The 13,760-nt window shown below is 50.4% G+C and carries 14 protein-coding genes, 1 tRNA gene and 1 pseudogene; 10 read left to right on the top strand and 6 right to left on the bottom strand.

The annotated features are described in order from the left end of the window. Nucleotides 1-79 precede the first annotated feature (79 nt). Nucleotides 80-286, top strand: coding sequence for a type II toxin-antitoxin system HicB family antitoxin (locus L3556_RS10785; RefSeq protein WP_277867277.1), 207 nt, complete (start codon nucleotides 80-82; stop codon nucleotides 284-286). A 48-nt stretch (nucleotides 287-334) separates the two neighbouring features. Here L3556_RS10785 and L3556_RS10780 read toward each other — a convergent pair whose 3' ends face one another. Further along, nucleotides 335-724 carry a universal stress protein gene (locus L3556_RS10780; protein WP_277867276.1) on the bottom strand — a complete coding sequence of 130 codons (390 nt, stop codon included), beginning with the start codon at nucleotides 722-724 and terminating at the stop codon, nucleotides 335-337. Between the two features lie 178 nt (nucleotides 725-902). On the opposite strand from L3556_RS10780, the gene L3556_RS10775 reads away from it, so the two are divergent. Then, nucleotides 903-2,105 (top strand): phosphoglycerate kinase, encoded by a 1,203-nt coding sequence (locus L3556_RS10775; RefSeq protein WP_277867275.1) that lies wholly within the window; start codon nucleotides 903-905, stop codon nucleotides 2,103-2,105. 68 nt (nucleotides 2,106-2,173) lie between these two features. On the opposite strand, the gene L3556_RS10770 is transcribed toward L3556_RS10775, so the two are convergent. Then, a complete protein-coding gene (locus L3556_RS10770; RefSeq protein WP_277867274.1) occupies nucleotides 2,174-2,548 on the bottom strand; it encodes a DUF309 domain-containing protein in 375 nt (124 codons plus the stop codon). A gap of 38 nt (nucleotides 2,549-2,586) precedes the next feature. Between L3556_RS10770 and L3556_RS10765 the strand changes: the two are divergent. Further along, nucleotides 2,587-2,785 (top strand): annotated as a pseudogene (locus L3556_RS10765) (transposase); the annotation flags it as partial. Here L3556_RS10765 and L3556_RS10760 read toward each other — a convergent pair. Continuing rightward, nucleotides 2,782-3,990, bottom strand: a complete 1,209-nt coding sequence (locus L3556_RS10760; RefSeq protein ID WP_277867273.1) for a glutathione S-transferase family protein — start codon at nucleotides 3,988-3,990, stop codon at nucleotides 2,782-2,784. The pseudogene L3556_RS10765 and the gene L3556_RS10760 sit on opposite strands and share 4 nt — an antisense overlap. Before the next feature lie 125 nt (nucleotides 3,991-4,115). Between L3556_RS10760 and recJ the strand changes: the two genes are divergently transcribed. Further along, nucleotides 4,116-6,458, top strand: a complete 2,343-nt coding sequence (recJ, locus tag L3556_RS10755; protein WP_277867272.1) for a single-stranded-DNA-specific exonuclease RecJ — start codon at nucleotides 4,116-4,118, stop codon at nucleotides 6,456-6,458. Between the two features lie 16 nt (nucleotides 6,459-6,474). Here recJ and psb30 read toward each other — a convergent pair whose 3' ends face one another. Next, nucleotides 6,475-6,603: a photosystem II reaction center protein Ycf12/Psb30 gene (psb30, locus tag L3556_RS10750; RefSeq protein ID WP_277867271.1), complete on the bottom strand. Its 129-nt coding sequence runs from the start codon at nucleotides 6,601-6,603 to the stop codon at nucleotides 6,475-6,477. Nucleotides 6,604-6,678: 75 nt separating this feature from the next. Here psb30 and L3556_RS10745 point away from each other — a divergent pair, with 75 nt between their 5' ends. Together L3556_RS10745 and L3556_RS10740 are read left to right on the top strand one after the other, a co-directional pair. Continuing rightward, nucleotides 6,679-7,029 carry a YkgJ family cysteine cluster protein gene (locus L3556_RS10745; protein ID WP_277867270.1) on the top strand — a complete coding sequence of 117 codons (351 nt, stop codon included), beginning with the start codon at nucleotides 6,679-6,681 and terminating at the stop codon, nucleotides 7,027-7,029. A 20-nt stretch (nucleotides 7,030-7,049) separates the two neighbouring features. Further along, entirely contained in the window at nucleotides 7,050-7,844 is a 795-nt protein-coding gene (locus L3556_RS10740; protein ID WP_277867269.1) for an ABC transporter ATP-binding protein, read from the top strand. On the opposite strand, the gene L3556_RS10735 is transcribed toward L3556_RS10740, so the two are convergent. Beyond that, nucleotides 7,828-9,030, bottom strand: a complete 1,203-nt coding sequence (locus tag L3556_RS10735; protein WP_277867268.1) for a hypothetical protein — start codon at nucleotides 9,028-9,030, stop codon at nucleotides 7,828-7,830. The two genes, L3556_RS10740 and L3556_RS10735, sit on opposite strands and share 17 nt — an antisense overlap. 359 nt (nucleotides 9,031-9,389) lie before the next feature. Here L3556_RS10735 and L3556_RS10730 point away from each other — a divergent pair. The 4 genes from L3556_RS10730 to L3556_RS10715 all read left to right on the top strand — a co-directional run bounded on the left by L3556_RS10730 (nucleotide 9,390) and on the right by L3556_RS10715 (nucleotide 12,904). Continuing rightward, nucleotides 9,390-9,461, top strand: a tRNA-Val gene (locus L3556_RS10730). A gap of 415 nt (nucleotides 9,462-9,876) precedes the next feature. Beyond that, nucleotides 9,877-10,218 (top strand): hypothetical protein, encoded by a 342-nt coding sequence (locus L3556_RS10725; RefSeq protein WP_277867267.1) that lies wholly within the window; start codon nucleotides 9,877-9,879, stop codon nucleotides 10,216-10,218. Nucleotides 10,219-10,316: 98 nt separating this feature from the next. Next, a complete protein-coding gene (gene bioB / locus L3556_RS10720) occupies nucleotides 10,317-11,417 on the top strand; it encodes a biotin synthase BioB (protein WP_277867266.1) in 1,101 nt (366 codons plus the stop codon). A gap of 95 nt (nucleotides 11,418-11,512) precedes the next feature. Then, nucleotides 11,513-12,904 carry an IctB family putative bicarbonate transporter gene (locus L3556_RS10715; RefSeq protein WP_277867265.1) on the top strand — a complete coding sequence of 464 codons (1,392 nt, stop codon included), beginning with the start codon at nucleotides 11,513-11,515 and terminating at the stop codon, nucleotides 12,902-12,904. Here L3556_RS10715 and L3556_RS10710 read toward each other — a convergent pair. After that, complete coding sequence (locus L3556_RS10710; protein ID WP_277867264.1) at nucleotides 12,901-13,731, bottom strand: SAM-dependent methyltransferase; 831 nt, start codon at nucleotides 13,729-13,731, stop codon at nucleotides 12,901-12,903. The two genes, L3556_RS10715 and L3556_RS10710, sit on opposite strands and share 4 nt — an antisense overlap. Between the last annotated feature and the right edge of the window lie 29 nt (nucleotides 13,732-13,760).

Here is a 13,760-nt window from a genome sequence, read left to right as displayed (position 1 = left end):
CTGTTTATTGGGATACATCCCATAGAGAGATAGGAGATAAGCTGTTAAGTGAATATTATGCCGCTATCAACTAAGGCTTATGAAATTCAATGTAACCCTTGAGCGTGATGAGGATGGAGTTTGGATTATAGAGTGTCCTAGTATTCCAGGCTGTATTAGTCAGGGACAAACGAAAGAGGACGCACTTGAAAACATCAAGGATGCCATAGCGGCTTGCCTACAAGTTCGTGCAGAGCGTGGCTTACCACTTACGGTGGAAACCCATCAAGTAGAGGTTGTAGCTTAATTATGGCATCTGCTCTTCCTGTGCTCAGCGGCCGTGAATCAAGGCTCCCTAGGGAACTACTAAGACCGGGCAGGAGGAAAGATTAATCACCCGATTGCTAACGCTTTCATTAATACCTTCCTGGGTCAAGCCTGTTCCCCGACAGCCCATCACAATCAAGTCGATTTGCAACTCATCCGCCACATCGCAGATAACAAAGGCGGGTTTACCTTGACGCAGCAGGGTTTCAGCAATAATCCCCTGGGCGGAAAATGCCGTTTTGGCCTCCTCTAAAAAGCTGGCGATCGCCGCAGCCAAGTCAGGGTCGGCAATCTGATCATTTTGTACTGACAGTAAAATGAGTTTGCTTTGACATAGACGGACTAACTCAACAACCGTTTGTACCGCTTCTTGGGTATCACGGCTGCGATCGATGGGAAAGAGAATTGTTTTGAACATGGTCGTTTAACTCCGAGATCGGTTATGGGGGCACACCCTTCGGTAAAATTGTTCTCAGACTGGGGATAAACCACTCTGGGATAACGTTGAGGTGAGCGATCGCCCATTCACCTTAAACAACGTCTGAAAGCCTCTATTTCTATCATCTCCCCATTGACGCACTTATGGAGTCCGTATCGTGTCCAAAAAAACCTTAGCAGATCTGTCTACCGCTGATTTAGATGGTAAACGAGTCTTAGTTCGGGCTGATTTTAATGTTCCTTTAGATAGCAATGGCCAGATCACTGACGATACCCGCATTCGCGCCGCCCTACCGACCATTCAAGACTTGATCACTAAAAACGCTAAGGTGATTCTGACCAGTCACTTTGGTCGCCCCAAGGGGGTGGATGACAAGCTGCGTCTTACTCCGGTGGCCCAGCGACTCGGAGAACTACTCAATACCACCGTTGTCAAACTAGATGACTGCATTGGTGAAGCGGTCGTTAACCATAGCCAAGCCATGACCCCTGGCCAGGTCTGTCTACTGGAAAATGTACGCTTCCATCCCGAAGAAGAAAAAAATGATCCCGAGTTTGCCCAGCAATTAGCTGCCTGCGCCGATGTCTACGTGAATGATGCCTTTGGTACGGCCCACCGCGCCCATGCCTCCACGGAAGGTGTCACTAAGTATCTCCGGCCCTGTGTGGCGGGATTCCTGATTGAGAAGGAACTCGAGTATCTGCAAAATGCCATTGAACATCCGCGGCGGCCCTTGGCAGCCATTGTCGGCGGCTCTAAGGTTTCCTCTAAAATTGGTGTCATTGAAAGCCTCCTGGAAAAAGTAGATAAGCTGATCCTTGGCGGCGGCATGATTTTCACGTTCTACCAAGCACGGGGTCTGAGCGTGGGTAAATCCCTCGTAGAGGCAGACAAATTGGAGTTAGCCCAGCAGCTAGAAATCAAAGCGAAGGAAAAAGGTGTCGATTTTCTGTTGCCCACGGATGTGGTCGTTGCCGATGCCTTTGCCGCCGATGCCAATGCTAAAACCGTTCCAGTCTCAGAAATCCCTGAGGGCTGGATGGGTCTAGATATTGGCCCGGATTCGGTTCAGGCGTTTCAGGCAGCCCTGACAGAATGTAAAACCGTCATCTGGAATGGCCCCATGGGGGTGTTTGAGTTTGACAAATTTGCCGTGGGTACTGAGGCGATCGCCCGCACCCTAGCCGAATTAACGGGAACCGGCGTTTGCACCATTATTGGCGGTGGGGACTCCGTTGCAGCGGTGGAAAAGGTCGGCGTAGCCAGTCAGATGAGTCATATTTCCACGGGAGGTGGTGCAAGCCTAGAACTCCTAGAAGGAAAGGTCTTGCCAGGCATTGCCGCCCTAGATGATCTCTAATTAGGAATACCTTGGCCCCAGGTTCAGCTTGGGGCTAAATTTTCCCGCAGACCCTAGAATGTTTGATTTTATAAATCATTTTTAGAAATAGAGAGATCGGGCAGGGGTAACACCTCTCCAGACTGCTGGAGTTCTCGTTGCAAGGATTGGGCCTGTTGCCGCAGTTGGGCAATGTTGAGGTGAGCGTAGTCCGCTCCATAGGGTTTTAATCGCTTCATCCCTTCCCCTAGAAGCAAGATGGCTCCCCGGCGATTGCCTTGGCTGAGGTGATAGCAGGCAACGGCTAATTGCAAAAGTCCCTGATAAAAGCTGCGTTCCGGTTCGATCGCTTCCATCCATAGGTCTTCAAGAGTGTCGTGGCAGGCGTAGTAGTCTTTTTGATTAAACTGGGCGATCGCCCGCCAAAAGGCATCTGGGAAATGGTCAGGGGTCAGTACAACCATGGATAGAAATTAACGTGAGTTGGGGATAAGAATTGAGCGATCTCTTGATGCTGAGGAAACGGGCCATTATTTGAGACGGTGATTGATCAGTTGAAGAACATTTCTCAACTTGAACACTCTCGTCACCGTTCCCCAATCAACTGTATCGTGGATATCGTCTGTGGGCTAATTGTCTATACTCATCAACCGAAGAAGCCATCCATTACGATTGATCACCATTTACTCACAGTTGTTTAAGCCGAACTCACGTTAAAATTAGCTGGGTTCTGATCTTGGCGGTGATTCACGGGCAACGGGGCCGGTTGGCCATCTCCAGCCAAAGCCGCCGTTACTTCCAAGGCCTGCCGTAGATGCTTGGCTGCATAGATTGACATATCTCGGGGCACACTAATGCGATCGCGCAAATAGCGCAATGCCCCATCGGAACCTGGGGGCGGTAAACAGTCTTCTCCCTTGATCAATTTGGTGAGAGCGCAACGAAGTGCCCAATCAATCACCTCTGGACTGGCGGGGTTCACCCGCATAATATTTGTACGATGCTTCAATACCCGGTAGAGGGCCTCTTGCCGCGCTGTATCCGGCTCTGGATAGGACACATCGGGCAATCCCAACCAAGGCCCAAAATTAACACGGTTTTGGTTGATCTGGGTCTGGGGATGGGCGTTGCTGTAACATCCCCCCATTTGGGGCGGTAAATCATGGACGTGGGTATGAAAATCACTTTGGGTACCGCGATAGGTCGAGCGGGTTTCCATGGCCGCAAACCAAGCGGCTAAACCTATATTTTCTTCTCGAAGTGAATAGCCCTTATAGTAGTACAGACTGGCATTCATGCGCTCCAAAAAGGGGGTAAAGATCACATCAACTACACTAAAAACGGGTAAAAAGTAGGGAGGGGTTAGGTCTAGGGCTGCTTCCAAGTCTTTGATTACTGCGGTAAATTGATCTCGCCGCCGTTGTTCTTCCCGTTCTGAGCGGTAGCGGGAACAGAGCCAAATACACCAAGCCCGAAACAGCGATCGCTCCAATTGGCGCAGGGGAATCACTGTTGCGTCTGTCATCTCATACCCTAGGGGGCCAAAGGTTCGCTCTAGGGCAATCAAAATATCATCACTTTCGGTGATCAAACGGCCATCCAATTCCAAGGCCGGCAACATTCCAGAGGGAACCTTTTGCTTATACCAGTCCTGCTTTTGGCCATAGCAAACCATGGATACTTTTTGGATGCGGTAGGGAATTTGCTTTTCCTCAAGCCAAAGCCAGACCTTTTGACAGTAGGGACACCAAGCATGATGATCCCGATAGAGGGTAACTCGCACCTGATCTTCAGTCTGTCCAAATAACCGTAAGCCGGACTGAGAGTTGGTGGCTCCATGAATTAGGTCAACTGAAAAATCATTGATGGCCTCTAATTCAGACCAACTGAGTGGCGCAACCGTCATTCAATTCTCCTCGGTTTTTTGCTAAGGTTGATCAACTGAATGCCATTACCATAGCGTTTCTTGAAAGCCTCGTACATGAGGGCGGGGAGTGTCAAAATACGATAGGTTGTTATTGCAGGATTGTGATGTCGTCTTCCCCCTATCCCAACCAACGTTGGCACCTCCAGGAGTCCGATCCGGCTCTGATTAGCAACTTATCCCAGAAATTACAATGCGCTCCCCTGTTGGCTCAAGTGTTGGTGAATCGGGGGTGGCAAACGGAAGCCGACATTAAAGCCTTTCTGGAGCCAGAGTCCTTAATTCTTCCTCCCCCCCATGAGGTTTTTGAAAATTTGGGAATTGCCGTTGAGCTATTGAGTCAGGCGATCGCCCAGGGGCAGAAAATAACTATTTGTGGGGACTACGATGCCGATGGTATGACCAGTACGGCACTGTTGCTGCGGGCCTTGCGCCACTTGGGGGCCAACATTGACTACGAAATTCCTTCACGGATGCAGGAGGGCTATGGCATTAATTCCCGCATTGTTGAAGACTGCCACCGACGGGGCATCAAGCTAATTTTAACCGTGGATAATGGCATTAGTGCCCTAGAACCCATTCAACGGGCCCGGGAATTGGGTATTGCCGTGATTGTGACCGATCACCATGACATACCGCCGGAATTGCCCCCGGCTGAAGCCATTCTCAATCCCAAATTGTTGCCCCCAGATTCCCCCTATGCCAGTTTGGCAGGGGTGGGTGTGGCCTATGTTTTAGCCATTTCCCTTGCCCAACGCCTAGGACAGGTCAAGGGTTTAGTGCGGCCCCTGCGCGAACTCTGTACACTGGGCACGATCGCCGATTTAGCGGCCTTAACGGGGGTGAACCGTCGCTGGGTGAAACAGGGTTTACAAACCATTCCCCAATCGAATTTAGCGGGAATTCAAGCTTTGATGCTGGTCTCAGATAGTCTGCCCAATGCCAATAGCAGCCTGAAACCAACCGCCGTCGGGTTTCGCCTCGGCCCTCGGATTAACGCCATTGGCCGCATTGGGGATCCCCAAGTTGTCATTGATCTGCTGACCACGGATGATTCCCAGGAAGCCCAAGCCCTGGCAGAAATCTGTGAGGCTACCAATAAGGAACGCCAGAACCTCTGTACAACCATTGAAGAAGAGGCGATCGCCCTGGTAGAAGAAAGCGGCTTTGATCCAGAGCAGGAACGGGTTTTAGTGATTCTTAAATCTGGCTGGCACCATGGCGTGATTGGCATTGTCGCTTCCCGACTATTGGAGCGGTATGGGGTTCCCGTGTTTATTGCCACCCCCGAAGATGGGAACCATTTACGGGGATCGGCGCGGGGCATTCCTGAGTTTGATGTCTTTGCCGCACTCCAGGATTCAGCGGATCTGCTGGAAAAATTTGGTGGACATCGAGCGGCCGGTGGATTTTCCCTCAAAACTGAAAATTTAGACCGCTGGCGATCGCGGCTACGGGACTTTGCCCATCGCTGTTTGGAACCTGAGTACCTGCGTCCCTTAGTAACCCTGGATGCTGAAATTAGTTTGGCGGATATTTCCTGGGAACTCTACGAAAGTCTGGAAAATCTGCAACCCTTTGGTATGGGCAATCCAGAGCCGATCTTTTCCAGTCGGGGAGTTAGGGTTTTAGAGCAAAGCACCATGGGAGCCAGTCAGGCTCACCTCAAATTTACCCTCGGCCAGGAAAATCCCCATTGCCCCAGTGAAACAGTTACCATACCGGCAAAGGCTTGGCGGTGGGGAGACTATTACCCTTTGCCCCAGGAGATTGATATTGCCTACAAACTGCGATCGCACAATTGGCGAGGCCAAACCACCCTGGAGTTGGAATTAGCGGGGTTCCGTCCCACCGTCACGACTCCTGTATCTATCTCCATCAAGAAAAATGTGGAAATTCCCTGGGACTGTCCCGAGCCACCGAATTACCCCTCCCCCAACTGGCAGCCGTTGGATGACCTCGGCCAATGTTTAGCCCACCTCAGGGGAGATATTTTAATCTATGGCGATCAACGGCCCTACGTCGCTCAACGGGAACTATCCGCCCAAATTCACTACGATCGCCCCCGGCAGGTCTGTCCAACGTTTATTTTTTGGACCTTACCGCCGTCTTGGAGCCATTTACGCTGGTTACTGGCCATCGGCAAACCTAACACTGTCTACCTGGCCGGCCACCGCCCCCGTTTTCCCCAGGGGGTAGAACTCCAGGCCAAGCTGAGCATTCATCTGGGCCAGCTTCAGGGACAGGCACAGCCGAAACTCAATTTATTGGCCCTCGGCCAAACCCATTGGGTCGCCCCCCGCACCATCGTTGCTGCCCTTCGGGGAATGGGTTATCCCTGCACGGGATTTAAGGATACATTACCCCTAGAGCAGGAAATAGAACACCTTCAGCAGTGGTATCAGCGGAGGGCTGAGGATTTTTTAGTTAAACTAAGTGAGTCCCCTTAAGGTTTAGGGAAAGGAACTAAAGGTTGCCTCGACGCAGGGCTAGCAGGAAGATCACGACTGGGCCGGCAATGCCAATCATGCTAATCATCGTCAATTGGGCAATGACTTCAAAATTGATGTTACCAAGGAAGTTTAAGAACCCCATAATCTCTCCAAGTCAATCAGCGGCAGTGGTCATGGCCTATATTTTACGCCCCAAGGGGGCCCCCTGAGGAACATAATGGCAACTTGGCAATGTATTAAAGGGTGTGGAGCCTGCTGTTATCTGGATTTAGAGGAGCGGACAGAGGTTCCCGGATACCTGAATGCAGAGGAGTGGGACACCTACCTGGGTTTGATTGGTGAGGATGGCTGGTGCATCCATCTCGACCCAGTGAATCGAGAATGCCGTATCTATGATCAACGTCCGCGTTTCTGCCGCGTTAACCCTGAGGTCTTTCAATCGTTGTATGGTGTGCCCCCAGAAGAACTCAATGAGTTTGCCATTGATTGCTGCCGTGAACACATTGATGATATGTATGGCGATCGCAGCCTAGAACGCCTCCGCTATGATCAGGCTGTATCCATTTGATAGGCGAGTAGGCTAAAAACATGACCCAATCCCTTCCCCTGGCAGTTTCAAGCCCCCCTGCCACCCCCCCACCCCTCATTCGCCTAGATCATCTCCAGAAAATTTATGGTAAAGGCGAAACTGAAGTCCGGGCCTTAAATGGGGTGAACCTGTTAATTGAGCGGGGAGAATACTGCGCCATTATGGGAGCCTCTGGGTCAGGCAAATCAACCATGATGAATATTATTGGTTGCCTCGATCGCCCCAGTCATGGCCATTATTTTCTAGATGACATCGATGTGGCCAGGCTGGATGATACGGAACTAGCCCATATCCGCAATCGTAAAATTGGCTTTGTCTTCCAGCAGTTCCACCTCCTGAGCCAGTTAACCGCCCTAGAGAATGTGATGCTGCCCATGGTTTATGCCAATGTGTCTGGCCCAGAGCGGCGAGATCGGGCCATAACGGCTTTGGAACAGGTGGGTCTAGGTCACCGTCTCCATAATCGTCCTAATCAACTCTCAGGGGGGCAACAACAACGGGTGGCGATCGCCCGGGCCATTGTCAATCAACCCCTGTTGCTTCTGGCCGATGAACCCACCGGAGCATTGGATAGCCACACCACCCAGGAAATTCTTAAAATTTTTGGCCAACTCAATGAGAATGGCATGACGGTGGTAATGGTCACCCATGAGCCGGATGTGGCCGAATGTACCCACCGGATTGTGCTCTTCCGGGATGGCAAAGTGATTCGGGACGAGCCAAATCATACCCCTAGGGGAAACAAAGCCGTGGTGCAAGAAAATGTAAATGTAGAGATCAGTCAGAGCGAGTGAGGAATAGGCGGGCAAAAACAAAAAGCATCAATTGGCGATAGCGGTAAAGAATAAAAATAAACACCGGGGTCAATATCATGAGCCACCAAAATACCGCGGCCACCGTACTCAAGTCCGTCTGAAAAAAATCTCGGGCTAATCGCACAAAATCATGATCAATGCTCCCTTTTCCATAGAGATACATTTGCCGCTGTACCTGATCGAACTGGAGCCGCCAAGCAAATCGCAGGTTGTACAGTACCGTAAAGAAACCAATCATGCCGTACAGGGGACGCTCAATCGGATAACGGCAGCCATAGCCACTCAGGCCGCGATACAGAAAGATACCTGAAAAGATGATTTCAAACCCATGGCCCATGGCAACAAATAGCATTTCGTGGGTTGAACCAATGGCCCACCACGTATAAAAAATAGTCGTAATCAGGAGAACGGTCAGGGTGAGGCGATTCCGGCGATAAACGTAAAACAGAAAGGCAATGCCACCATAAACAAGCCATAGGATCAGGGGGACGCGATCGCCATGAACCGTGACCCCGCCACCATACATAAAATCAAAGGCAGGAATAGCCGGATAACCAAAAAACCAAGCCGTTGCCGCATGGCCCAGTTCATGAATCAACGTGATCAGGGGACTAAATAGAAATGTGACCTGCTCAGAAGCGAGTAAAAGCAGTGCCAGAAATAGACCTGCCCCCATGGTCTGCCAACCGAGGCGATCGATGGCTTGCACTGGAATGCCAAATTCTTCCCGCCGTTGCTCAATTGACGCAATATCTAGGTACTGGGGGGATCTCGCCGCTGGTAATGGCGACTCCTGAGGCAAGGCGGAAGCATGGGGCCGGTGGAATCCCTGGGCAATGGATTCTAATTTACTTCTACTGGTCAAATCTAGTTGCTCAGACCATTGAGGTTCCTTAGCGAGGTTTTCATAGCCGTCAATCATGGCCGTGAAGGCAGGTTGGAGTGACCATGCTTTTAACTCCCTAGCTAGGAGGGTGACACAGATTGCCGCCGTAGGTAATTTTGTTGCGTCTAGTCGTAGGTGTAGACAATGACCTTGGATCCGAGCCGTGACTTGGGTGTGTTGTGGCTCCAGCGATCGATTCAACAACAGAGTAATAGCAGCCAGATCTCCTTGGGCTGCCGCACGGCGTAGCTGAGGCGTAGATGCTCCGGGTTGGGTCATTGCAAAAATGCCTTAATTTCTGGCACTTAATCTAGACTGAGACTCAATTTCAGGCTATTAAGGAACTTCGCCGTCCTCCAGCCCTAACTTCAGTTTAACTGGGAGAAGTAGCCGAGCGCGAAGTGAGGAACATTGCCTAGCCACATTGGGGAGCCATAGAGAACGTAACAGCCCCAAGATGGGTAATTTCATGATAAAGTTAATACTTGTCAGTTCAAGTGATGACCCCTACAGGATATCCATAACTGGATTCTAAGGGCAAAAACCTACTCGCAAGAGTCGCTGGCACCATTGAAAAATAATTAAAGACAGGAATCTCCATCTATAATCGTCTCGCGATTGGATGAAGAAAATGTTAGGGGCGATTAGCACAGGGGTAGCGCACTTCCTTCACACGGAAGGGGTCACTGGTTCAAATCCAGTATCGCCCATCTCATCAAAGCAAGTCTAGGAAAGGGTTACAAAGCTTCTGCTAACTTTCTAAATATCTTTTCCTTTAATGGAATCTTCTACTTTTGATAAAGAAACGGTAGAAAATTGGTAGAAGCGGATAAAACAGCTTAACTAGCTTTTAGGTCATTGCCTAGTATCTTTTATGAGGTCTAGGAAAATGGTCATCGAATTAACCGTGCTAGATGCTCAAGCTCTACAAGCTGTCTAAGAGAAGAGGCGACAGCTATAATTGCGGTGGATAATTGGAAACGTTCAACAGGAACAGGACAAACCTAGCTGGGGTGTCTATAATAGTCGCCAAACCAAAACTATTGGGGTTGAGTAAAGACAGTCCAGCATAAGTCAAGGTAACTTTTTTTATAAATCTGTAAGCCTGTTTGGTCGGGAGGGATTATGGCATTTGTATTTGAAATTCTTGGTATTTCCCCCGTAATTAAGCTGCTCCAGGAGCAAGAAATTTATGCCCAGGAACAGGACATTGAATACCTGGGGGTTCACCACTGTACCTTAGATACGTTTGTCAGTTCTGTGGAAGATATTTCCCAACGGCGACATTGGCATGTCCAGCAAGCCATTAATACAGTGATGAATTTCTGGGTCAATAATCCAGAAAAAATTAAATACTGGGCGGGCCAACTGGAACCGGAAAATTGTAATCACTTGCTATTGGCCCGAGTTGGTAAACTGGAGGGATTACGCACCCGCTGGGAAGGGCTGTTTTACAACGATCTATAGGCGATCGCCTCGGGTTTTTCCTGGATTTGTTGGCAGGTACTATCGTTGCGGCCCAGAATAGGGGGAAAATAGTTTGGACTCTCAGGAATTTTATGGGAATGCCCCTACTCATTGGTTCAGATTTTGATCCAGATTCAAACCCTGCTTTAGATACAAACCTTTGGCAAGACCTAGCCACGATCGCCCTAGGGGGAGACATCCCTAGTCGGGAACAAGCTCTTAGGGTTCTCACGGCCCCGGATGAAGCGATTTTGGATCAATTGGCGGCGGCCTATCGGGTGCGGCGGCATTACTGGGGGAATCGGGTGCGTTTACATTACCTCCTGAATGCCCAGAGTGGCCTATGTCCTGAAGACTGCCATTATTGCTCCCAGTCAAAAATCTCCACAGCAGGCATTGAAAAGTATCCCCTCTTAGCCAAGGAGAAAATTCTCGCGGCGGCGGAACGGGCCCAGGCCCTGAAGGCAGGAACCTTTTGTCTGGTGATCTCCGGGCGATCGCCCAATGAAGGGACGTTTAATCGGGTCTTGGATGCGATTGAAACCATTAAAACTACCACCGATCTTAAGGTCTGTGCCTGTCTGGGTCTCTTGAGTGCTGAGCAAACCCAACAACTAGCGGCAGCGGGCGTGGATCGGGTGAATCACAACCTGAATACCTCGGCCAACTACCATGATCAAATCTGTACCACCCATACCTACGGCGATCGCCAAGAAACCCTTGAACAGATTCAGGCGGCTAAAATTAGTACCTGTTCTGGGGGCATCTTAGGGATGGGAGAATCCAACGAAGATGTAGTAGATATGGCCCTATCTCTGCGGAGTCTAGGGGTCACCAGTGTACCGATCAACTTTTTGATTCCGATACCGGGAACGCCCATGGCGGAGCAATCTACCTTAACGCCTCGCCATTGCCTGCGGATTTTAGCCCTGTTTCGGTTTTTACTGCCTAGTCAAGAAATTCGCATGGCCGGAGGTCGGGAGGTTCATCTGCGATGGCTGCAACCCTTGGGACTCTATGCCGCTAATTCGATTTTTGTCGGGGATTACTTAACCACCGCCGGTCAAGGGGCTGAGCAGGACTGGCAGATGATTGCCGATGCTGGATTTGTCCTCGAAACTGCCGATGGCTCTCCCCTAGGGGAACCCCCACTCACACCGTCTCTGGCACCGTCTATGGCTACTATGGCTAGGGGATAACGCCTAGCCGGCAAGGTCTAAGTAGGCAATATACACAGTAAATATACACAATACACGCAATTAAACTGTTCCAGGACTATTGGAGAAAGGGCATCATGTGGCAGCAATTCACCCTGAGAACGATTCCCATGGAAGATTGGCGATCGGCCAGTTGGGTGGGGCAGTTGGTGGGCCTGTTTCAGGGCTGGCGGCGGGGAAGCGTGATCTGGCCCTGGGCGGGGGCAATCGCCAGTATTCTTCTCTCATTGGTTTTAATATTGGCTCCCTTTGTGCCCACCACGATGATCGGGATGTTATTGGTTGCCTGTACTGGTTTTTGGTTACTTTGGACCCTAGTTGAGCCATCCCAGGGACGGCTTTCTGGGGTGCATTTACTCATTACCGTGTTTTGGGGCATTGCCCTGCTGGCAACGGGTCTGTCGCCGGTGAAATCCGCCGCTCTCATAGGGTTGGCCAAACTTAGTCTATATCTGGCCTTTTTTGCCCTGGCCGAGCGTACCCTCCGTAGTCCCCAACGGCGATCGCAGGTAATTACGGTCTATCTATTGGTTGCCCTTGCCGTGAGTGTTGAAGCCATGCGACAGTGGTTTTTTGGGGCAGAACCCTTGGCTACCTGGACAGACCCCGAGTCCTCCTTAGCCAATGTCACCCGCGTCTATAGTTTTCTCGGCAATCCCAATCTGTTGGCGGGTTATCTTTTGCCAGCAATTCCCTTGAGTGGAGCGGCTATCTTCGCTTGGCGGGGCTGGTTACCCAAACTTCTGGCGGTGGTAATGCTGGTCTTAAATGGCTCCAGTCTAGTGTTGACCTTCAGTCGCGGGGGCTGGCTGGGCCTGGTTGCCACCCTCCTGACCATGGCTCTTCTGCTCCTGGTGTGGCTGTTACCCCGTTTACCTCGCTTTTGGCAACGCTGGGGGATTCTCCTGCTCCTTTCGGGGTTAGGTCTTTTTCTGGTAGCCGCCGTGCTAGTTGTCCCCGCCCTACGGGAACGAGTGGCCAGTATTTTTGTGGCCCGGGGAGATAGTAGTAATAATTTTCGGATCAATGTCTGGACTGCGGTAGAAGCGATGATCCGCGATCGCCCCTGGTTAGGGATTGGCCCCGGCAATGATGCCTTTAATCGCGTCTATCCACTATTTCAGACCAGTACCCGCTTTACGGCCCTGAGTGCCTACTCGATCTTTTTAGAACTCCTCGTGGAAGTGGGGATCATTGGCTTTACTGTATTCCTATGGTTTTTAGTGGTACTGGGCGATCGCGGTTGGCGAGGATTAATTACGCTGCGAGATCGCGGCAGTCGGGAACTCTTTTGGCTCATTGCTGCCCTTTCCACCGTGGCGGGAATGCTCACCCATGGTTTGGTGGATACCATTTGGTATCGCCCGGAAGTAGCAACTCTGTGGTGGTTGATGGTAGCGATTATTGTCAGTTCTACGGAGATAGTCAGTTCTAGGGAAATGCCTGCCCCTAGCTCCCGGTCAGATTAAGCCAACTGCCACAGTTGAATTTGATAGCAGAGATGTTGATCAAAAATACGGCGAGCATTTAGGCCTTCTATGAGGGTCGCCTTCAGCCATTTTCGGTAGGCCCAACGCAAAAAGATATAAATAGGAGGCACGGCAATTTCCAGGACATCGGCAATATAGTTGAGGGTACTAAAGCCATAAATCCTGAGTTTTTCGATGCACAGATCCAAGGTTGGGGCAATTTGCAACGAAATATCCTCACAACGGATCAACTTAAAACCCGCAGACTTCAAGGCTTCTTCTACGTCCGTCGTGGCATGACAGCCAGAAAAAATCCCCTCTGTATAGTCAATGTCAGATCGCATCATGTCCGCCAAAAGTAGATACCCCTGAGCATTCACATTCCGATGGGCAGCGGTGGCCATATCGCTCACACCCATATACTGACTGCTTTCACTCAGAAAAATTAGATCATAGGGATCCTTGGCAGTGAAATCCTCAAAGCGGCTGAGATGAAATGTTGCCCGGTCTTGGGTTGTGGTGAGAAATTTATCCTTTTGGAAGGGATCGGGAGCCAAGCCATCCACATCAAATCCCTGGTCTAAAAGATTTTTAGCATTGCCACCCACTCCGCAACCCACATCTAAAATTCTCTGAACGGTTTCGGGAATAAAACCAAACAATTTTTCGGCATAGTGTCTTTGGGCAAGGCGAAAATTGGGCAGGGTCAGTTCCTCTAGCTGGGGAGAGGATGCCCAATACCCGTAGTGGAGATAGGGGGATTCGGTCAAGGCCAAGTAATACTTCAGTGCCGCATTGTGATAGCGCATCACTGGGGACATTTGCATATTAATCCTCCTCAAGGATTATTTTATTT

The sequence above is a fragment of the Candidatus Synechococcus calcipolaris G9 genome (assembly GCF_029582805.1).
Lineage (GTDB): Bacteria > Cyanobacteriota > Cyanobacteriia > Thermosynechococcales > Thermosynechococcaceae > Synechococcus_F > Synechococcus_F calcipolaris.
Note: the sequence above shows the minus strand (reverse complement) of the source record. Positions and strands in the feature narration are given on the sequence as shown.